Annotated in this window: 14 protein-coding genes; 7 read left to right on the forward strand and 7 right to left on the reverse strand. The window is 56.1% G+C overall.

Annotated features, from left to right (window positions below; genetic code table 11):
- Window positions 1–23: 23 nt before the first annotated feature.
- The gene (clpA, locus tag AC6I8V_RS06745; protein ID WP_497845120.1) at window positions 24–2,300 is read left to right on the forward strand and encodes an ATP-dependent Clp protease ATP-binding subunit ClpA; all 2,277 of its coding nucleotides are present in this window, start codon (window positions 24–26) and stop codon (window positions 2,298–2,300) included.
- A gap of 193 nt (window positions 2,301–2,493) precedes the next feature.
- Here the strand turns inward: clpA and infA are convergent, their stop codons facing one another.
- The 5 genes from infA to trxB form a co-directional block, all read right to left on the reverse strand.
- Window positions 2,494–2,712: a translation initiation factor IF-1 gene (gene infA, locus AC6I8V_RS06750; protein ID WP_002211347.1), complete on the reverse strand. Its 219-nt coding sequence runs from the start codon at window positions 2,710–2,712 to the stop codon at window positions 2,494–2,496.
- Window positions 2,713–3,059: 347 nt separating this feature from the next.
- Window positions 3,060–3,752 carry a leucyl/phenylalanyl-tRNA--protein transferase gene (gene aat, locus AC6I8V_RS06755; protein WP_497845121.1) on the reverse strand — a complete coding sequence of 231 codons (693 nt, stop codon included), beginning with the start codon at window positions 3,750–3,752 and terminating at the stop codon, window positions 3,060–3,062.
- A 33-nt stretch (window positions 3,753–3,785) separates the two neighbouring features.
- A complete protein-coding gene (gene cydC, locus AC6I8V_RS06760) occupies window positions 3,786–5,516 on the reverse strand; it encodes a heme ABC transporter ATP-binding protein/permease CydC (protein ID WP_497845781.1) in 1,731 nt (576 codons plus the stop codon).
- On the reverse strand, window positions 5,516–7,285 hold the full coding sequence (cydD, locus tag AC6I8V_RS06765; RefSeq protein WP_497845122.1) for a heme ABC transporter permease/ATP-binding protein CydD: 1,770 nt from the start codon (window positions 7,283–7,285) through the stop codon (window positions 5,516–5,518). Before cydD ends, cydC begins: the two co-directional genes overlap by 1 nt.
- 146 nt (window positions 7,286–7,431) lie before the next feature.
- On the reverse strand, window positions 7,432–8,397 hold the full coding sequence (trxB, locus tag AC6I8V_RS06770; RefSeq protein ID WP_497845123.1) for a thioredoxin-disulfide reductase: 966 nt from the start codon (window positions 8,395–8,397) through the stop codon (window positions 7,432–7,434).
- A gap of 521 nt (window positions 8,398–8,918) precedes the next feature.
- Here trxB and lrp point away from each other — a divergent pair.
- The 6 genes from lrp (at window position 8,919) to AC6I8V_RS06800 (ending at window position 17,887) form a co-directional block, all read left to right on the forward strand.
- Entirely contained in the window at window positions 8,919–9,413 is a 495-nt protein-coding gene (lrp, locus tag AC6I8V_RS06775) for a leucine-responsive transcriptional regulator Lrp (RefSeq protein WP_006118610.1), read from the forward strand.
- 119 nt (window positions 9,414–9,532) lie between these two features.
- On the forward strand, window positions 9,533–12,889 hold the full coding sequence (locus AC6I8V_RS06780; protein WP_497845124.1) for a DNA translocase FtsK 4TM domain-containing protein: 3,357 nt from the start codon (window positions 9,533–9,535) through the stop codon (window positions 12,887–12,889).
- Window positions 12,890–13,064: 175 nt separating this feature from the next.
- A complete protein-coding gene (gene lolA / locus AC6I8V_RS06785; RefSeq protein WP_497845125.1) occupies window positions 13,065–13,676 on the forward strand; it encodes an outer membrane lipoprotein periplasmic chaperone LolA in 612 nt (203 codons plus the stop codon).
- A 7-nt stretch (window positions 13,677–13,683) separates the two neighbouring features.
- Window positions 13,684–15,033: a replication-associated recombination protein A gene (locus AC6I8V_RS06790; RefSeq protein WP_497845126.1), complete on the forward strand. Its 1,350-nt coding sequence runs from the start codon at window positions 13,684–13,686 to the stop codon at window positions 15,031–15,033.
- Window positions 15,034–15,127: 94 nt separating this feature from the next.
- On the forward strand, window positions 15,128–16,420 hold the full coding sequence (gene serS / locus AC6I8V_RS06795) for a serine--tRNA ligase (RefSeq protein WP_497845127.1): 1,293 nt from the start codon (window positions 15,128–15,130) through the stop codon (window positions 16,418–16,420).
- 315 nt (window positions 16,421–16,735) lie between these two features.
- Window positions 16,736–17,887 (forward strand): MFS transporter, encoded by a 1,152-nt coding sequence (locus AC6I8V_RS06800; protein WP_497845128.1) that lies wholly within the window; start codon window positions 16,736–16,738, stop codon window positions 17,885–17,887.
- Between the two features lie 33 nt (window positions 17,888–17,920).
- Here AC6I8V_RS06800 and pflA read toward each other — a convergent pair whose 3' ends face one another.
- Both pflA and pflB read right to left on the reverse strand, forming a co-directional pair.
- Entirely contained in the window at window positions 17,921–18,661 is a 741-nt protein-coding gene (pflA, locus tag AC6I8V_RS06805) for a pyruvate formate lyase 1-activating protein (protein ID WP_497845129.1), read from the reverse strand.
- Between the two features lie 158 nt (window positions 18,662–18,819).
- Complete coding sequence (gene pflB, locus AC6I8V_RS06810) at window positions 18,820–21,105, reverse strand: formate C-acetyltransferase (RefSeq protein ID WP_497845130.1); 2,286 nt, start codon at window positions 21,103–21,105, stop codon at window positions 18,820–18,822.
- Between the last annotated feature and the right edge of the window lie 32 nt (window positions 21,106–21,137).

Raw genomic sequence — 21,137 nt, forward strand, 5'->3', positions numbered from 1 at the left:
GCGATAATTGGGGGAGGTGCCTAATGCTCAATCAAGAACTGGAACTCAGTTTAAACATGGCTTTCGCCAGAGCGCGTGAGCACCGTCATGAGTTTATGACCGTCGAGCATCTGTTGCTGGCTCTGCTCAGCAACCCGTCGGCCAGAGAGGCACTGGAAGCCTGTACGGTGGATATAGTGGCTCTGCGGCAGGAACTCGAAGCCTTCATCGAACAAACCACACCGGTGCTGCCAGCCAGTGAAGAGGAGCGCGATACGCAACCGACGCTCAGCTTCCAGCGCGTGCTGCAACGTGCGGTTTTCCATGTCCAGTCATCCGGGCGCAGTGAAGTCTCTGGTGCCAATGTGCTGGTCGCCATCTTCAGCGAGCAGGAGTCGCAAGCGGCTTATCTGCTGCGCAAACACGAAGTAAGCCGCCTTGATGTGGTGAACTTTATCTCCCACGGTACGCGTAAAGACGAGCCTGGTCAGGCACAGAATGCGGAAAATCCGGTCAACGAAGAGCAAGCAGGCGGGGAGGAACGTATGGAAAACTTCACCACCAATCTTAATCAGCTTGCTCGTGTCGGCGGAATCGATCCGCTGATCGGCCGCGATAAAGAGCTGGAGCGTACCATTCAGGTGTTGTGCCGTCGCCGTAAGAACAACCCGCTGCTGGTGGGTGAATCGGGCGTGGGTAAAACGGCGATTGCCGAAGGTCTCGCCTGGCGTATTGTGCAGGGCGACGTGCCGGAAGTGATGAAAGATTGCACCATCTACTCGCTGGATATCGGCTCGCTGCTGGCAGGCACCAAGTATCGTGGTGACTTCGAAAAACGTTTCAAAGCGCTGCTGAAACAGCTGGAGCAGGACAACAGCAGCATTCTGTTCATCGACGAAATCCACACCATCATTGGTGCGGGTGCGGCGTCGGGTGGCCAGGTGGATGCGGCAAACCTGATTAAACCGTTGCTCTCCAGCGGTAAGATTCGCGTGATGGGTTCAACCACCTATCAGGAATTCAGCAACATCTTCGAGAAAGACCGGGCGCTGGCGCGTCGTTTCCAGAAAATCGACATTACTGAACCGTCGGTGGAAGAAACCGTGCAGATCCTTAACGGTCTGAAACCGAAATACGAAGCGCATCACGATGTACGCTATACCGCGAAAGCGGTGCGTGCGGCAGTGGAGCTGGCGGTGAAATACATCAACGATCGTCATCTGCCTGACAAGGCAATTGACGTGATTGATGAAGCCGGTGCGCGTGCGCGTCTGGTGCCGGCCAGCAAGCGTAAAAAAACGGTCAACGTCTCGGACATCGAAACCGTGGTAGCGCGCATTGCGCGTATTCCGGAACAAAGTGTCTCGGCGACCGATCGCGATACGCTGAAAAATCTCGGCGACCGTCTGAAAATGCTGGTATTCGGTCAGGACAACGCCATTGAGGCGCTGACGGAAGCCATCAAGATGAGCCGCGCTGGCCTCGGCCAGGATCGCAAACCGGTGGGTTCTTTCCTGTTTGCCGGTCCGACCGGTGTCGGTAAAACCGAGGTAACGGTACAGCTGGCGAAAGCGCTGGGTATTGAGCTGCTGCGTTTCGATATGTCGGAATATATGGAACGTCATACGGTCAGCCGTCTGATTGGTGCGCCTCCGGGCTATGTTGGTTTTGACCAGGGTGGTCTGCTCACCGATGCGGTGATCAAACATCCGCACGCGGTGGTGCTGCTCGATGAAATCGAGAAAGCTCACCCGGATGTGTTCAACCTGCTGTTGCAGGTGATGGACAACGGTATGCTGACGGATAACAACGGCCGTAAAGCTGATTTCCGCAACGTGGTGCTGGTGATGACCACCAACGCCGGTGTGCGTGAGACCGAGCGTAAGTCGATTGGTCTTATCCATCAGGACAACAGCACCGATGCGATGGAAGAGATCAAAAAAATCTTTACGCCGGAGTTCCGTAACCGTCTCGACAACATTATCTGGTTCCGTCACTTGTCGCCTGAAGTGATTCATCAGGTGGTGGATAAATTTATTGTTGAGTTGCAGGCGCAGCTGGATGCGAAAGGCGTGTCGCTGGAAGTCAGCGATGATGCGCGCGACTGGCTGGCTGAGAAAGGTTACGACAAAGCGATGGGTGCACGTCCGATGGCGCGTACCGTGCAGGAAAACCTGAAAAAACCGCTCGCCAACGAACTGCTGTTTGGTTCTCTGGTGGATGGTGGCTCAGTGTCGGTGGCGCTGGATAAAGAGAACAACCAGCTGACTTACCACTTCCTGAGTGCGGAAAAACGCAAAACCGAAGGTACTGTGCATTAATCCCCGGTGGTAATGAAATGAAAACCCCCTGGTGCCTGGCATCAGGGGGTTTCTTTTTTTATACCCGCTTATCTACGTAGCGGCGCGATAAATCACGTCGTTCAGATTGTGATAAACGGATTAAAATGAAAAAGGCCGGATGCGAATCCGGCCTTTTTTTCGCGTTTAGCTAACGCGAGACATGAACAGCAACTTAGCGACTACGGAAGACAATGCGGCCTTTGCTCAGGTCGTACGGGGTCAACTCGACAGTCACTTTGTCGCCCGTCAGGATGCGGATGTAGTTTTTACGCATTTTACCGGAGATATGAGCGGTAACCACGTGCCCGTTTTCAAGCTCTACGCGGAACATGGTGTTAGGTAACGTATCCAGTACGGTACCTTGCATTTCAATATTGTCTTCTTTGGCCATCGAATCCTCTGGGTGAACTACCAAACTGTTGAACCGGCAAGATAATGCCGAATTCCGTGATTTATGTAAAGAAACGTTGGCGATTTTGCCAACACTTCGCCGTGCGTCGCGCCATTGCGCGTGCATTACGGATAAATTCGGGTGTTTTTTGACGTCTGCGGGGGATTAGCGGGCTAAAGAATCTGTAGCAATCGGCATCAGGAGCACAACTGAAACAGCTTCGGGAAAACAGTCTTTTTCCCAGCCTGGCAATTCCGGCTCGCCACAGCGAAGCGCGGACGACATACCAAACTCGACTATTATATCACTTTCGCCACGTATTGTGTGCAAAACATCTGCGCCAGCGGTCAAAAAAGGGTTTGTGTTTGCCAGCAACCCGGTAAAACCGGTTGCCATGCCAGGGTTTGGACATACTGCAAATAATCGACGCGCGGGATTTCCACCGCACCTAAGGAGGCGGTATGGGGATTCAGCACCTGGCAATCAATCAGCCGTCCATGATGTTGCAAAAAATGCTGACAAAAAACCCACAGCGCTGTTTTCGAGGCATTTTCCTGACGGGTGAACATCGATTCGCCGCAAAAAATTTGTCCCAGCGCCAGACCATACATGCCGCCAACCAGCCGCTGCTCATTCCAGACTTCAACCGAATGGGCGTGGCCCAGTTCGTACAGCCGCAGCCAGGCGCGCTTCACTTCGAAGGTAATCCAGGTGCCTTCCTGACGATTGCTGGCGCATCCTTCCAGTACCTGGGCGAAGGCGTGATTCATGGTGACGCGAAACGGTGAACGACGATGAAAACGCGCCATGCTGCGGCTGAGATGGAAAGATTCCGGCAGCATCACCGCACGCGGATCGGGTGACCACCAGAGAATCGGGTCACCCGGCGAAAACCAGGGAAAAATGCCGCGCTGATACGCATTCATCAGGCGGGCAGGGGAGAGATCGCCGCCCATCGCCAGCAAGCCGTTTGGCTCGCGTAGCGCCATTTCCGGAGGCGGAAAATGCAGCGAATCGCGTGACAGTTGTACCAGTCTCATTGCGTGGATCACCCTTACGGCAGTTCGCTAAGACTATAGCGCAAACCGCTGGTGGAAACGCCAGTAGCGTCCTGCTTTTGAGATTAATTCGTCATGGGTGCCGGATTCAATAATCTGTCCCTGATCCATCACGCAAATGCGATCCATCTGCGGCAGACCGCTCAGGCGATGCGTCACCATAATCATCGTCCTGCCCTGGCTGACGCGTTGCAGCAGCGCGAGAATTTGCTGCTCGGTCGTGGCGTCTAAGCCTTCGGTCGGCTCATCCAGCAGCCACAGATCACCGTTATGTAATAAGGCACGGGCAATCGCCAGACGACGCAGTTCGCCGCCGGAGAGCGGGCGACCGCCTTCACCCATCCAGGCATTCAGCCCTTCGCTGTGATCCGCCAGATGGTCGAGGCCGACCTGATGCAGGGCGTCGGTAAGTTGCTCATCACTGGCCGCAGGCGCCGCCAGCAGCAGGTTATCGCGCAGCGTCTGGCTAAACAGATGCACCCGTTGTGTAACCACGCTGATGCGCTGACGCAGCGTGGCTTCATCCCAGGCGGCGAGCGGGATCCCATTCAGGGCAATGCTTCCCTGCTGCACTTCCCAGCCACGGGTAATTAATGCCAGCAGCGAAGATTTGCCACAGCCGGTTGGTCCCAACAGCGCCAGATGTTCGCCTGCCGATAACGTCAGGGAGAAGTCGTTAAGCACCGCCTCCGGGCGTTGAGGATAGCTGAAGTGAATATTTTCTATGGTCAGGCTGATGCCAGCCGCCGTCTTGACGGCCGCGCTCGGGAAGCGAATCGCCGGAGGCTGATCGATGATCTCCTGCACGCGCTGCGCCGCACTGGTCACCTGCGCCAGCGGCAAAAATGCCCCGGCGACCGGTGCCAGCGCTTCAAAGGCGGCGAGTCCGCAGAAAACAAACAGGGCAATAAAGGCACCCGGCGCGCTATCGCCGCCGACACCGCCCGCCGAAACCCATAACAGCAGCGTGACCGTCGCCCCGCTGATGAGCAGCAACATGCTCTGGGAGAGCGCCTGCAAACGGTGTTGTTTCCGTTGCGCCTGTTGCCAGTCACCTTCTTCGTTATCCAGCTGTGCGCGCCACTGCGGCGCGACGCCATAGATTTGCAGCTCAGCCAGACCGGTGAGCCACTGCGTCAATTGCAAACGCCAGCTGGCCTGGTGCTGCGCAATACGCTGACCCGCGCTGGCGCCGAGACGCCAGAACAACGGCGGCATCACCAGCAGCGTTGCCAGCATGATGCCGCCGAGCAGCAGCGCCAGCGGTACATCCAGCCAGGATAAGCCGAAGGTGACTGCGAGGATCACCACCAGAGCGCCGACCAGCGGGGAGATGACGCGCAGGTACAGGTGGTCGAGCGTATCGACATCACCGACAAAACGGTTAAGCAGATCGCCCTGGCGGAACTGCGCCAGCTGCTGCGGAGCCAGCGCGATCAGTTTGCTGAAGGTGAAGACGCGCAAATGCTGCAACACACGGAAGGTGGCATCGTGGCTCACCAGCCGCTCAAAATAACGCGCGGCGGTGCGGATAATCGCCGCGCCGCGTACCCCGGCAGCGGGCAGCATATAGTTAAAGCTGTACAGGCCTGCCGCGCCTGCCACCGAAGAGGCGGCGAGGAACCAGCCGGATAAGGTCAGCAGGCCGATGCTGGCCAGCAGGGTGGCGATGGCCAGCACCATCCCCAGACCGAGACGCCACGGATGACGGCGCCACAACCGTAAAAAAGGCATCAGGCTATGCATCACGCAATCTCCTTCTGACGATGCTGCACCATCTCGCGCAGCGGGCCTTCCTGCTGATGCAGCTGCTGCCAGTCACCCTGCTGCACCAGCTGACCGTCCTGCATCACCCAGATTTCATCCCAGCTGGCAAGATCGCTCAGCTGATGGGTAATCATCAGGGTCGTTTGCTGCGTGGCCGCCTGTTTCAGTGCGGTCATCACGCGTTGTTCGCTTTGGCTGTCGAGACCGGAACCAGGTTCATCCAGCAACAGCAGCTGCGCCGGTTTCAGCATGGCGCGCGCCACCGCCACGCGCTGCGCCTGACCTACGGACAAGCCGGTGGCGCCATCGCCGATCGGCGTGTCCAGCCCCTGCGGTAAGCGCGGCAGAAATTCCGCCACGCCGGCCAAATCCAGTATCTGTTGCAGCTCCACCTCAGTGACGTTACGGCCCATCAGCACATTGTCGCGCAGGGTCGCTGCGGGCAGCTGAGGGTTTTGTCCCACCCAGGCAAGCTGCTGCTGCCAGCGATCGCGACTGATGTCGCGCAATTCGCAGCCGTTGACCCTGAGCGAACCCTGATAGGGCAGGAAGCCGAGCAGCACATTCATCAACGCCGTTTTTCCGGCGCCGCTTTGTCCGACCAGCGCTACGCGTTTCCCCGCGGCGAGAGTGAAGGTCAGCGGCTGGGACAGCACCGCGCCACTGGCGGTCATCACCACCAGTCCATCGGCTTCCAGCTGGAGCGGCGTGGAGAAATCAACCGCCGTAGCGGCAGCGACAGGCTGCACATCCGGGCTTTCCGTCATAAAACGATCCAGCGCATCCGCGCCGCCAACGGCCTGCGCTTTGGCATGGTAGAAGACACCCAGGTCGCGCAGCGGCTGGAAGAACTCAGGGGCGAGGATCAACGCGAGGAAACCGGCAAACAGCGTCACGCCGGTGTGGTAGTGACCAAAGTTCAGCTCGCCAAGATAGGAAAAGCCGAAATACACCGCCACCACGGCAATCGCCAGCGAGGCGAAAAATTCCAGCACTGCCGATGAGAGAAAGGCGAGGCGCAGCACTTCCATGGTGCGCTGACGAAAATCGGTGGTGGCGCGGGCAATGGCCTGTTGTTCGGCGCTGGCGCGATGGAACAGACGCAGCGTTTCACGGCCACGCAGACGGTCATAGAAATCCCCGCTGAGCCGGGCCAGCGCGAGGAAGTTACGCCGGTTGGCGTCGGCGGCGCCCATGCCGACCATCGCCATAAACACCGGGATCAGCGGCGCGGTGACCAGCAGAATCAGGCCTGCCGCCCAGTTGATCGGGAAAATCGCCACTAAAATGGCGCAGGGAATAAACACCGCCAGCGACATCTGCGGCAGATAGCGTGCGTAATACTCCTGCATCTCCTCGATCTGTTCCAGCAGCAGGGTAGCCCAGCTACCGGCCGGTTTGCCCTGAATCCAGGCGGGACCGAGCGCGTTCAGGCGATCCAGCACCTGCTGGCGTAGCGCCCGGCGGATAGCCATTCCGGCGCGCTGACCAGCCATTTCGCGGCCATAATTCAGCGCGGCGCGCAGTGCAAAGCACAGCAGCAGCAGAGCAAACTGGCTCAGCAATTCGGCACGGGATTGATGGGTGATAATCAGCGCCTGGAGTAGCGAGGCCAGCAGCCAGGCCTGGGCAATAATCACCAGCGCGCTGGCAAAACCCAAATGCGATGCAAGACGCAAGCTGCGTGCGCCGTGGTGACGTTGCTGGCGGAGCCAGCGAATTAGTTCCTGTTGTCGCGATTTGTTCATGCGAAGCCGTTCGATCACTCAGAAGAGAAGCGGTTCAGGGGAGAAAAACCCCATGCAGGTCAGGCGCATGAACTGTAGCACGCAGGTAATAAAAAAGGCGACCAAAACAGGTCGCCTTCAGCAATTATGATCAGGTAATTAACAACTTACTTATCGTTTTTAACCAAACCATCCAGGTAACGTTCGGCATCCAGCGCCGCCATACAACCGGTGCCGGCGGAGGTGATCGCCTGGCGATAGATATGGTCCATCACATCACCGGCAGCAAAGACGCCTGGAATGCTGGTCTGGGTGGCGTTGCCGTGCAGACCGGACTGAACTTTGATGTAGCCATTTTCCAGCGCCAGCTGACCATCAAAAATAGCCGTGTTCGGGCTGTGGCCGATTGCCACGAACAGGCCAGCTACTTCCAGCGAGAGCGCTTCTTCGCCTTTGGTCGACAGCAGCTTCAGACCGGTGACGCCCATCTGGTCGCCAACCACTTCTTCCAGCGTACGGTCGGTATGCAGCACGATATTGCCATTGCGTACTTTTTCCATCAGGCGGTCGATAAGAATTTTTTCCGCACGGAAGCTGTCGCGACGGTGGATCAGATGCACTTCCGCAGCGATATTCGCCAGATACAGCGCTTCTTCCACTGCGGTGTTGCCGCCACCGATGACCGCGACTTTCTGGTTGCGATAGAAAAAGCCGTCGCAGGTGGCGCAGGCAGAGACGCCTTTGCCTTTGAACGCTTCTTCAGAAGGCAGGCCGAGGTAACGGGCAGAAGCGCCGGTGGCGATAATCAGCGCGTCGGCGGTGTATTCGCCACTGTCACCGGTCAGGCGGAACGGACGGTTCTGCAGATCAACGGTGTGAATGTGGTCGAAAATGATCTCGGTGTTAAATTTCTCGGCATGTTCGTGCATGCGTTCCATCAGCGACGGACCCGTCAGATCGTGCGGGTCGCCAGGCCAGTTCTCCACTTCGGTGGTGGTGGTGAGCTGACCGCCTTTTTCGAGACCGGTAATTAATACCGGATTCAGGTTGGCGCGTGCAGCATAGACTGCAGCGGTGTAACCGGCAGGGCCGGAGCCAAGAATGAGCAGCTTACTGTGTTTGGCCGTACTCATGCGTTCCTCAGTTTTTTGTCTGACAACATAGCTAGCGATTGTAGGGAAATTAGCACCGCAAAAAAAGTCTTGCGCAATTTTGTTAACAATCGCTGCAAGCGGCGTAGACGATGAGCGGCAATTCTGCACGCTGTTTGCGCCAAAAGGGGGCAATCATCGGTAATTTGTGGTGCAGCTGTATAAAAATTCTCATTTAAAAACAGGAACCCAGAACTTACTCTGGCATCTTGTACTGAATTTGGATGTTTTACTTTGACAATCGCCTGCGCATTTGCGAAAACATTATCAGAAGCAGAGAAGATTTAGCGATTCGAAACAGAATTTCATTCCTGTTTTGGTTCCTTTCGCCAAATAAACTCAGCCTGCATTGGTAGTGACGCATGATGTGGACAGACAACATGCGTCATACGGATGGTCGCATTACTGCACAGGCTTATCGTCTTCGCTTAAGTAAGGCCCTGAACAATGAACGTTTTCAGGGTGTGGCAGGTAAAGGGAAGGAATTAAGAGAGACAATAATAATGGTAGACAATAAAAAACGCCCCGGAAAAGATCTGGATCGTATCGACAGAAACATTCTGAATGAACTGCAGAAAGACGGTCGTATTTCCAATGTGGAGCTGTCGAAGCGTGTCGGACTATCGCCGACGCCGTGTCTTGAGCGTGTTCGTCGTCTGGAACGTCAGGGTTTCATTCTTGGCTATACTGCACAGCTCAACCCGCATTACCTTGATGCCTCACTGCTGGTATTTGTTGAGATTACTCTGAATCGTGGCGCGCCAGATGTGTTTGAGCAATTTAACGCCGCAGTACAAAAACTTGAGGAAACTCAAGAGTGTCACCTCGTTTCCGGTGACTTTGACTATCTGCTGAAAACCCGTGTGCCGGATATGTCTGCTTATCGCAAACTGTTGGGTGAAACCTTGCTGCGCCTGCCAGGCGTAAACGACACCCGTACCTATGTGGTAATGGAAGAGGTCAAACAGAGCAATCGCCTGGTGATCAAAACCCGTTAATGCAGGGCAGGTGCAAAGCTTACAGGATTTCGGTACACTCCTGTGAATTCATACAGGACCAGCGTCGGGCTTGCCCGGCGCTGTTGCCTTCTTAATTTACAGGCACCTGGAGAGTTCTCTTGAGCCAGGAATATACAGAAGACAAAGACGTTTCATTACAACCGCTGAGCAGCGGACGTCGGCTGCTTGAAGCGTTGCTCATCCTTGTGGCCCTGTTTGCCATCTATCTGATGGTCTCGCTGGTCAGCTTTAACCCTTCCGATCCCAGTTGGTCGCAGACGGCCTGGCACGAACCTATCCATAATCTGGGTGGCAGCGTGGGCGCGTGGCTGGCCGATACCTTGCTGTTTATCTTCGGCGTGATGGCCTATGCCATTCCTCCGGTGATCATCGGCTTGTGCTGGATTACTTTCCGTCAACGCGATCGCCATGACTACATCGACTACTTTGCGGTGGGGCTGCGCCTGATTGGCGTGCTGGCGCTGGTGGTCACCACCTGTGGTCTGGCGGCGCTGAATGCTGATGATATCTGGTACTTCGCCTCGGGCGGCGTCATCGGCAGCCTGGTCAGTAACGCCATGGCGCCGTGGTTCAGTTCCGCAGGCGGCACCTTAACGCTGCTGTGCGTCTGGGCGGCGGGCATCACCCTCTACACCGGCTGGTCATGGCTGACGATTGCCGAAAAAATCGGTGGTGTGGTGATGGGCGTGCTGACTTTTGCCAGCAACCGTTCGCGCCATGATGAACCCTGGCAGGAAGAAGACGAGTACGAGGATGAACCCGAACATTCACCGGACGCAGAGAGCGTGCAGCCGCTGCGTGCCGCCTCGTCGGAGGACGATGATGTTCTGCTGACCAAACCGCGTAAGGTCGTGGAAGCCCCGTTAGGGGATGCTGAGGATGATCCGCTGCTGGCGAAAGCCAGTGCCGCAACGGCCGCCGCCATTGCGGTCAGCAGCGAGGCCGCGCGTCAGGAACCAGTGGTACCGCAGCCTGCCGTGGTCGCGCCAGTGCAACCTGTTGCGCCGCCGCCGGTGACACCGCCGGTTCAGCCGACAGCCGTTACCCAGCCTGCTCCCGCTCCGGTGGAAGCGCCGCCGCCGCCGTTATATCGCTTTGAAGTCCCCGCTGAGGCGCCTTCATTCTCTCCGGTGGACGACGATGATGGCCCGAAAATGGGGAACTGGCAGGATGCTGCCCAGACCCCAGCCGCGGTCACCGCCAGCGTGGCGCTGGCCGCCGGTGCCGCGCAGGTTGCGTCATCCAGCGCGCCTTATACGCCCGCCTTTGACGTGGTGCCGGAACGTGATTACAACCCGCAGGTTAAGCAGGGCATTGGCCCGGCACTGCCACGTCCTAACCCGGTAAAATTGCCTACGCGACGTGAGCTGGCCTCTTACGGCATCAAACTGCCATCGCAGCGGATGGCGGAAGAGAAGGCCAAAGAGTCAGAACAGGTTGCTGCGCCAGAGATCAACTCGCTTGCTGTTGAGGATGAGACTGCATTGCAGGAAGCGCAGCTGCGCGACGCTTATCAGTCGCAGCAACAGCAGCGCTATGGCGAAAGCTGGCATACTGACGCGGAAGATGAAGAGGCGCTGCAACAGGCGCAGCTGGCGCGTCAGTTTGCGGAGCAGCAGCAACAGCGTTACGGCGAGGAAAATGAATCCGTGCCTGATGAGGGACCGGTATTCAATCTCGATACCTCGGCAGCGTTTGATTTCTCACCGATGAAAGATCTGGTGGATGACAGCCCGAGCGAGCCGCTGTTCACCATTGCCGCCACGCCGGAGCCTGAAGTTCCTGCCCCGGCGCAGTGGCAGCAGCCGGTTGCGCCGCAGCCCGAGGTGGTGCCTTCCTTTGCTGAAGAGACCAGTCCGTGGTCGGCAGCGGAACCTGACGTGGTTGAGGAAGAGAAACCGGCCAAATCGGTGCACGATAGCCTGTTCCATCCGTTCCTCGTGCGTCATGAACAGCCGCTGGAGCGGCCTTCGACGCCATTGCCGACGCTCGATCTGTTAACCCAGCCGCCGGCGGAAGAAGAACCGGTGGATATGTTTGCGCTGGAGCAGACCGCACGTCTGGTGGAAGCGCGCCTGGCGGATTACCGCGTTAAAGCGGAAGTGGTTGGGATCTCTCCGGGTCCGGTGATCACCCGCTTCGAACTGGATCTCGCACCGGGGGTGAAAGCCGCGCGCATTTCCAACCTGTCGCGCGATCTGGCGCGTTCGCTGTCAGCCGTCGCAGTGCGTGTGGTTGAAGTGATTCCGGGCAAACCTTATGTCGGTCTGGAGTTGCCGAACAAACATCGCCAGACGGTTTACCTGCGTGAAGTGCTGGATTGCGCGAAGTTCCGTGATAATCCGTCACCGCTGGCCGTGGTGCTGGGGAAAGATATCGCGGGTCAGCCGGTGGTGGCCGATCTGGCAAAAATGCCGCACCTGCTGGTTGCCGGTACTACCGGTTCCGGTAAGTCAGTCGGCGTTAACGCCATGATTATCAGTATGTTGTACAAAGCCACGCCGGAAGAAGTGCGCTTTATCATGATCGACCCGAAAATGCTGGAGCTTTCGGTTTATGAAGGCATCCCGCATCTGCTGACGGAAGTGGTCACCGATATGAAAGACGCCGCCAATGCGCTGCGCTGGAGTGTGGGTGAGATGGAGCGTCGTTATAAGCTGATGTCTGCACTGGGCGTGCGTAACCTCGCCGGTTACAACGAGAAAGTTGAGCAGGCCGAGGCGATGGGCCGTCCGATTCCCGATCCGTTCTGGAAACCGGGCGACAGTATGGACACCACGCCGCCGGTGCTGGAAAAACTGCCTTACATCGTGGTGATGGTGGATGAGTTTGCCGACCTGATGATGGCGGTGGGCAAGAAAGTGGAAGAGCTGATTGCCCGTCTGGCGCAGAAAGCGCGTGCCGCGGGGATTCACCTTGTGCTGGCTACCCAGCGTCCATCGGTGGATGTGATCACCGGCCTGATTAAAGCCAACATCCCGACGCGTATCGCCTTTACCGTGTCGAGTAAAATCGACTCGCGTACCATCCTCGACCAGGGCGGTGCGGAATCGCTGCTGGGGATGGGTGACATGCTGTATATGCCGCCTAACTCGTCACTGCCGATGCGTGTACACGGCGCCTTTGTCCGCGATCAGGAAGTACATGCGGTAGTACAGGACTGGAAAGCGCGTGGACGTCCGCAATATATCGATAGCATCACCGCGGGCGAAGAGAACGAAGGTGGCGCAGGCGGTCTGGATGCCGATGAAGAGCTGGATCCGCTGTTCGATCAGGCGGTCGCCTTTGTGGTTGAGAAACGTCGTGCCTCGATCTCGGGCGTGCAACGTCAGTTCCGTATTGGCTACAACCGCGCCGCGCGTATCATCGAACAGATGGAAGCGCAGGGCATTGTGTCGGAACCCGGCCACAACGGTAACCGCGAGGTGTTGTCGCCGCCGCCGCATGAGATGTAACGCTTTGCCGTCAATACATTAATCCCGGGCCAGTATTTACTGGCCCATTGTTTATCTGGCAGTCGATCCCCATATCACAGGGAGCTTTCGGCTTTTTCTCCTGTCGAAGAGACAGAGCGGCAACTACGTTTAATGCAGTAAGTGTCGGGAAACAATGAATAAGGAATCGAATCAGATGAAATTACGCGTTATTGCCTGCGGTCTGCTGGCCGCTTTTGTTTCTGCTTCCGCGCTGGCAGATGCGTCCAGCGATTTACAGCAGCGTCTGAATAAAGTGAGCAGCTTCCATGCCAGTTTCAGCCAGAAAGTGACGGATGGCAGCGGTGCCAACGTGCAGGATGGTGAAGGCGAGCTGTGGGTGAAGCGTCCCAGCCTGTTTAACTGGCATATGACCGCGCCGGATGAGAGCGTAATCATTTCTGATGGTAAAACCCTGTGGTTCTACAATCCGTTTGTTGAGCAGGTGAGCGCCAGCTGGCTGAAAAATGCCACCAGCAACACGCCGTTCATGCTGATTGCCCGTAATCAGCCGAGTGACTGGCAGCAGTACAATATCAAACAGCAGGGCGATAATTTTGAGCTGACGCCGAAAAGCAGCGACGGTAACCTCAAGCAGTTCACCATTACCGTAACGCCGTCTGGCACCATCAATCAGTTCAGCGCCATCGAACAGGACGGCCAGCGCAGCAGCTACCAGCTGAAAAGCCAGAAAAATGGCGAGATTAGCCCGGATAAATTCACCTTTACGCCGCCTAAAGGGGTAACGGTGGACGATCAACGTCAGTGAGGTCACGGTGAGCAACCTGTCCCTGGATTTCTCCACAACCAATGAGTTTCAGCCGCTGGCCGCGCGTATGCGGCCGGTAACGCTGCAACACTACATCGGCCAGCAGCATCTGCTGGCAGTCGGCAAACCGCTACCGCGTGCGATTGAGGCGGGGCATCTGCATTCGATGATTTTGTGGGGGCCGCCAGGGACCGGGAAAACCACTCTGGCTGAGATTATCGCGCACTACGGCAAAGCCGATGTGGAACGTATCTCAGCGGTGACGTCCGGGGTGAAAGAGATTCGTGAAGCGATCGAGCGCGCCAGACAAAATCGTCAGGTGGGCCGACGCACCATTCTGTTTGTCGATGAAGTGCATCGCTTCAACAAAAGCCAGCAGGATGCGTTTTTACCGCACATCGAAGATGGCACCATCACCTTTATTGGCGCCACCACGGAAAACCCCTCGTTCGAGCTGAACTCAGCGCTGCTGTCACGGGCGCGCGTCTATCTGCTGAAATCGCTGACCACCGACGATATTGAACAGGTTTTGCAGCAGGCGATGCAGGATAACGATCGTGGTTACGGCAACAGCGACATTGTGCTGCCGGATAACACGCGTCGCATGATTGCGGAACTGGTCAACGGCGATGCGCGCCGGGCGCTCAACACGCTGGAAATGATGGCGGATATGGCGGAAACCAACGCGCAGGGCCAGCGTGAACTGACGCCTCAGCTGCTTAACGAAGTCTCGGGGGAGCGGGCTGCGCGCTTTGATAATAAAGGCGATCGCTTTTATGACCTGATTTCCGCCCTGCACAAGTCGGTTCGTGGTTCTGCGCCGGATGCGGCGCTGTACTGGTATGCCCGTATTATCACGGCCGGTGGCGATCCTTTATATGTCGCGCGCCGTTTGCTGGCTATCGCCTCGGAGGATGTCGGCAATGCCGATCCGCGTGGTATGCAGGTGGCCATTGCAGCCTGGGATTGTTTTACCCGCGTGGGTCCGGCGGAAGGGGAGCGGGCCATTGCCCAGGCGATTGTTTACCTTGCCAGCGCCCCGAAAAGTAACGCCGTTTATACCGCCTTTAAAGCAGCGATGCGCGATGCCCGCGAGTTCCCGGACTACGATGTACCCGAGCATCTGCGCAACGCGCCCACCAAACTGATGAAAGAGATGGGGCTGGGCAAAGAGTATCGCTATGCCCATGACGAAACCAACGCCTATGCTGCCGGGGAAGTCTACTTTCCGCCTGAAATGGCACAAACACGCTACTATCATCCCACCAACCGCGGGCTTGAAGGGAAAATTGGCGAAAAACTCGCCTGGCTGGCTGAGCAGGATCAAAATAGCCCGATAAAACGCTACCGCTCATAAAGACGTTACGGTAAGGTGAGCAAGGAATTCAATGCATTCCATAGGGATGCATCCCTCCATTCGTTCAATCAACCTTTAATTACACAGGATAAGCATGCTCGATCCCAATCTGCTGCGTAACGAGCCAGACGCAGTCGCAGAAAAACTGGCACGCCGGGGATTTAAACTGGATGTGGAAACGCTGCGCTCCCAGGAAGAGCGTCGTAAAGTATTGCAGGTAGAGACTGAAAATCTGCAGGCTGAGCGTAACTCCCGATCCAAATCCATCGGACAGGCCAAAGCACGTGGGGAAGATATCGAGCCGCTGCGTCAGGAAGTGAACGCGCTGGGCGAACGCCTGGACGCCGCTAAAGCAGAACTGGATGCCCTGCAGAACGAAATCCGTGATTTTGCCCTGGCCCTGCCAAACCTGCCGGCAGACGAAGTGCCATTGGGTAAAGATGACACCGAAAACCTCGAAGTCGCACGCTGGGGCGAACCGCGCCAGTTCGATTTTCAGGTAAAAGATCACGTTGAACTGGGCGAAATGGCGAAAGGATTAGATTTTGCCGCAGCGGTGAAACTGACCGGTTCGCGCTTTGTGGTGATGCAGGGGGGAATTGCCCGTCTGCACCGCGCGCTGAGCCAGTTCATGCTCGACCTGCACACCCAGCAGCACGGTTATCTGGAAACCTATGTGCCGTATCTGGTGAACCACGATACGCTGTATGGCACTGGCCAACTGCCGAAATTTGGCGAAGATCTGTTCCATACCAAACCGCTGGATGAAGAAGCGGGCAGCAGCAACTACGCATTGATCCCGACTGCGGAAGTGCCGCTGACCAACCTGGTGCGTGATGAGATCGTCGAAGAAGAAAATCTGCCGCTCAAACTGACCGCGCATACGCCGTGTTTCCGCTCTGAAGCGGGTTCTTACGGACGTGATACTCGTGGTTTGATCCGTATGCATCAGTTCGACAAAGTGGAGATGGTGCAGATCGTCGCACCGGAAACCTCGATGCAGGCGCTGGAAGAGTTAGTCGGCCATGCGGAGAAAGTGCTGCAGCTGCTGAATCTGCCATACCGTAAAGTGCTGCTGTGCACCGGCGATATGGGCTTTGGTTCCGTTAAGACTTACGACCTGGAAGTGTGGCTGCCTGCGCAGAACACCTACCGTGAAATCTCCTCCTGCTCCAACATGTGGGATTTCCAGGCGCGTCGTATGCAGGCGCGTTGCCGTAGCAAGACGGAGAAGAAACCCCGTCTGGTGCACACGCTGAATGGTTCTGGTCTGGCGGTGGGTCGTACCCTGGTTGCCGTGCTGGAAAACTATCAGCAGGCAGATGGTCGCATTGAAGTGCCTGAAGTTCTGCGTCCTTATATGGGCGGCCTTGAATTTATTGGTTAATCTTCAGCGCCAGTAAAAAACCCGGCAATGCCGGGTTTTTTTATTTCTTAACCACAAAGCGATTTATTTTTTAGTAAGAATTAATCAGAAATAAACGTTATCGATAGTATCCCCGATCTGTTGCTCAAAAATATGCAAATTCATAGAGATAGCGGGTGGCCCTGGAATGTTCTCCAGGCGCGTAAGCTACTGAAGATAAAAAAATTAAATTGTTGAGCGGCAAATTGTGCGACGGTGTTTTTTTGCTCATTGACTTTAAAATCGCAAATGGCAAACTGCGCGCAATTCTCTCCATTTCCTGTGGTTTCTATCCCTATGTCAACCTGGTCGCGCCCCGTCCTGCTGCTGCTCTGCGGTTTGCTGCTTCTGACGGTGTCTATTGCTGTGCTTAATACGCTGGTGCCGTTATGGCTGACGCACGATCAACTGCCCACCTGGCAGGTTGGTATGGTCAGCTCTTCGTATTATACCGGCAACCTGGCGGGCACCTTATTGGCGGGCTGGCTGATCGCGCATTACGGTTTTAATCGTTGCTACTATCTGGCAACGCTATTGTTTGCGTTTGCTACGGTCGGGATGGTGTTGCTGGACGGTTTTTACAGCTGGACCCTGCTGCGTTTTATCGCGGGCGTCGGCTGCGCGCTGATGTGGGTTGTGGTCGAGAGCGCGTTGCTGTGCAGCGGTACGGTGCGTAACCGCGGCCAGCTGTTAGCGGCGTATATGATTATCTACTATCTCGGCACGGTGGCCGGGCAGCTGCTGGTCAGCCGCGTTTCTACCGAATTGCTGCACGTTATTCCGTGGGTAACCGCGCTGGTGCTGTGCGCGGTGCTGCCGGTGGTGTTTCTGCGTGTTAACGCGGGAGCGGCTTCGGAAGAGGCCTCGCCTGGCCGTATCTGGCCAATGCTGCGTCGCCGCAGCTCCCGTCTCGGTATCAATGGCTGCATCATCTCCGGCATCGTGCTGGGGTCGCTGTATGGCCTGATGCCGCTCTATCTTTCGCATCAGGGCATGAGCGATGCCACGGTAGGTTACTGGATGGCGTTGCTGGTCAGCTCCGGGATTGTCGGCCAGTGGCCGGTAGGGCGTCTGGCGGATCGCTTTGGCCGTCTGCTGGTGCTGCGCGTGCAGGTGTTTGTGGTGATTCTGGGCGCGATTGCGATGCTTAGCGACGCCGCGATGGCTCCGGCATTGTTTGTGCTCGGCCTGGCCGGTTTCACCCTCTATCCGGTGGCGATGTCCTGGGCTTGTGAAACCGTGGCGCATCATGAACTGGTAGCGATGAATCAGGCGCTGCTGTTCAGCTACACCCTTGGCAGCCTGGTGGGACCGGGCATGACCGCCATGCTGATGCAGAGCTATTCGGATCGCGTGCTGTTCGTAATGATTGCTGCGGTGGCGCTGGTGTATCTGGTGATGCTGCTGCGCAAAGCCGACCAGCAGGCTACGCCGGTGGCACACGCCTGAACAAAAGAGGGGGAGCTTTGGCTCCCCCGCGTTTTAATACATCACTTGATGACCGTAACCGGCGAGAATGTTTTTCACCCGCTCCATGGTTTCTTTGTTCGGAGGGCTGACTCCCTCCAGCTTGTACTCTTCTCCCATCGCAATCCATTTATGCTTACCTAACTCGTGGTAGGGCAGCAATTCAATCTTCTCGATGTTATCCATATCTTTGGTAAATTCACCCAGCCGATGCACCGAGTCATCATCATCGGAATAGCCCGGCACCACCACAAAACGAATCCAGGTGCGGATACCTTTCTTCTGTAAATAGCGGGCGAAATCCAGCGTGCGATGGTTGGAGACGCCCACCAGGATCTGATGAACATCGTCATTGATTTGTTTCAGATCGAGCATCACCAGATCGGTCACCTCAAGTAATTCGTCGATCACCGGATCGTAGCGGCGCACAAAGCCGTTGGTGTCGAGGCAGGTATGAATGCCTTCGGCGCGGCAGGCGCGGAACCAGTCGCGCACAAACTCAGCCTGCAAAATGGCTTCGCCACCGGAGGCAGTGACGCCGCCGCCAGACGCATTCATAAAGTGGCGATATGCCACCACATCTTTCATTAACTCTTCAACGGTGATCTCTTTGCCGCCGTGGGTATCCCAGGTATCACGGTTGTGACAATAGAGGCAGCGCATCAGGCAGCCCTGGAAGAAGGTAATAAAGCGGATTCCCGGACCGTCAACGGTGCCGCAGGATTCGAAGGAGTGAATACGACCGATGGCTGACATTGCGATGAGTTCTCCGGTTTGGCCTGATATATCAGGCGGCACAATCTTTGTTGTGCTCTGAGGTTTTAAGTCGGTTTTGCCAGAGGGCCTGTCAAAGCTATCTGGCAAAACGACCTGGAGAAAAGGCTCCCGCAGGAGCCTTTTACTATCCGGAAGGATTACAGTGACTTGGTGAAAGTACGTGTAATCACATCCTGTTGCTGCTCTTTAGTCAGCGAGTTGAAACGTACTGCGTAACCTGAAACGCGAATGGTCAGCTGCGGATATTTTTCCGGGTGCTCCATCGCATCCAGTAACATCTCACGGTTCATCACGTTAACGTTCAGGTGCTGACCGCCCTCAATGTTGTTGGCTTCATGATGGAAGTAGCCATCCATCAGGCCAGCGAGGTTGGTTTTACGCACGTTATCGTCTTTACCCAGCGCATTCGGCACGATGGAGAAGGTATAAGAGATACCATCTTTAGCGTAGGCGAACGGCAGTTTAGCGACGGAGGTCAGTGAAGCTACAGCACCTTTCTGATCGCGGCCGTGCATCGGGTTCGCACCCGGACCGAACGGCGCACCGGCACGACGACCATCTGGGGTGTTACCGGTTTTCTTACCATAAACCACGTTAGAGGTGATGGTCAGCACGGACTGCGTCGGTACGGCATTGCGATAAGTCGCCAGTTTCTGAATTTTCTTCATGAAACGTTCAACCAGGTCACACGCCATATCATCAACGCGGGCATCGTTGTTACCGAACTGCGGGTATTCACCTTCGATTTCGAAGTCGACAGCCAGGCCATCAGCATCACGCACCGGTTTCACTTTGGCGTATTTGATCGCAGACAGGGAGTCGGCAGCCACCGACAGACCGGCGATACCACAAGCCATAGTACGGTAAACATCACGGTCATGCAGTGCCATCAGCGATGCTTCGTAGCTGTATTTGTCGTGCATGTAGTGGATGACGTTCAGCGCGGTGACATACTGTTTGGCCAGCCAGTCCATGAAGTGATCCATGCGCGCCATGACGGTGTCGAATTCCAGCACATCATCAGTGATCGGCGCTTCTTTCGGACCGACCTGCATTTTCAGTTTTTCATCAACGCCGCCGTTGATTGCGTACAGCAGGGTTTTTGCCAGGTTGGCGCGAGCGCCGAAGAACTGCATTTGTTTACCGACGATCATCGGGCTGACGCAACAGGCGATGGCGTAGTCATCGTTGTTGAAGTCAGGGCGCATCAAATCATCGTTTTCATACTGCAGTGACGAGGTATCGATGGAGACTTTCGCCGCGTATTTTTTAAAGTTAATCGGCAGTTTTTCTGACCACAGAATGGTCATGTTAGGTTCCGGTGACGGACCCATGGTGTACAGCGTGTTCAGGAAACGGAAGGTGCTTTTGGTCACCAGCGTACGACCATCAACGCCCATACCGGCCAGTGATTCAGTTGCCCAAATCGGGTCGCCAGAGAACAGCTCATCGTATTCCGGGGTACGCAGGAAGCGCACCATACGCAGTTTCATGACCAGGTGGTCAATCAGTTCCTGCGCGTCGTCTTCGGTTAGTTTGCCCGCTTTGATGTCACGTTCGATATACACATCAAGGAAGGTAGACACACGACCAAACGACATCGCTGCACCGTTCTGCGATTTAACCGCAGCCAGATAGCCGAAGTAGGTCCACTGTACGGCTTCCTGCGCGCTGGTCGCGGGTACGGAGATGTCGTAGCCATATTTGGCGGCCATCTCTTTAATCTGGCCCAGCGCACGATGTTGTTCAGAAATCTCTTCACGCAGGCGGATAGTGGCTTCAAGGTTGACGCCGTTTTCCATGTCGCTTTGCAGAGAGTTGAACTGAGCAACTTTGTCTTTCATCAGATAGTCGATGCCGTACAGCGCGACACGACGGTAGTCACCAATGATACGACCACGACCATAGGCATCCGGCAGACCAGTCAGCACGCCTGATTTACGGCAGCGCAGAATGTCCGGGGTGTAAACGTCGAACACGCCCTGGTTATGGGTTTTACGGTATTCGCTGAAGATTTTTTTCAGTGACGGGTCCAGCTCGCGGCCATAAACCTTACAGGAGCCTTCCACCATTTTGATGCCGCCAAACGGGATGATGGCGCGTTTCAAAGGGGCTTCGGTTTGCAGACCAACAATTTTTTCCAGTGATTTGTTGATGTAACCGGCGTCATGCGACGTGATGGTCGATGCCAGGTCGGTATCGAAGTCGACAGGGGCATGGGTGCGGTTTTCAATCTTGATACCATCCAGCACGTTGTCCCACAGTTTTGCGGTGGCCGGAGTGGCACCTGCGAGGAATGACTCGTCGCCTTCATACGGGGTGTAGTTTTTCTGGATGAAATCGCGCACGTTGACACTGTTCTGCCATTCGCCCGCGCTAAATCCTTCCCAGGCTGCCGCCAGTTTTTCATTCAGTTCGGTCATGATATACCTGCCTTATTTAGGGAGACTTTGAC

It is taken from the genome of Pantoea sp. X-Soil-TKNS-1207, assembly GCF_059730485.1.

Bases quoted from the DNA above. Each gene is read 5' to 3' on its own strand.
- clpA (WP_497845120.1), top strand. From the start codon at position 24: ATGCTCAATCAAGAACTGGAACTCAGTTTAAACATGGCTTTCGCCAGA.
- infA (WP_002211347.1), bottom strand. From the start codon at position 2,712: ATGGCCAAAGAAGACAATATTGAAATGCAAGGTACCGTACTGGATACG.
- aat (WP_497845121.1), bottom strand. From the start codon at position 3,752: ATGAGACTGGTACAACTGTCACGCGATTCGCTGCATTTTCCGCCTCCG.
- cydC (WP_497845781.1), bottom strand. From the start codon at position 5,516: ATGCATAGCCTGATGCCTTTTTTACGGTTGTGGCGCCGTCATCCGTGG.
- cydD (WP_497845122.1), bottom strand. From the start codon at position 7,285: ATGAACAAATCGCGACAACAGGAACTAATTCGCTGGCTCCGCCAGCAA.
- trxB (WP_497845123.1), bottom strand. From the start codon at position 8,397: ATGAGTACGGCCAAACACAGTAAGCTGCTCATTCTTGGCTCCGGCCCT.
- lrp (WP_006118610.1), top strand. From the start codon at position 8,919: ATGGTAGACAATAAAAAACGCCCCGGAAAAGATCTGGATCGTATCGAC.
- lolA (WP_497845125.1), top strand. From the start codon at position 13,065: ATGAAATTACGCGTTATTGCCTGCGGTCTGCTGGCCGCTTTTGTTTCT.
- serS (WP_497845127.1), top strand. From the start codon at position 15,128: ATGCTCGATCCCAATCTGCTGCGTAACGAGCCAGACGCAGTCGCAGAA.
- AC6I8V_RS06800 (WP_497845128.1), top strand. From the start codon at position 16,736: ATGTCAACCTGGTCGCGCCCCGTCCTGCTGCTGCTCTGCGGTTTGCTG.
- pflA (WP_497845129.1), bottom strand. From the start codon at position 18,661: ATGTCAGCCATCGGTCGTATTCACTCCTTCGAATCCTGCGGCACCGTT.
- pflB (WP_497845130.1), bottom strand. From the start codon at position 21,105: ATGACCGAACTGAATGAAAAACTGGCGGCAGCCTGGGAAGGATTTAGC.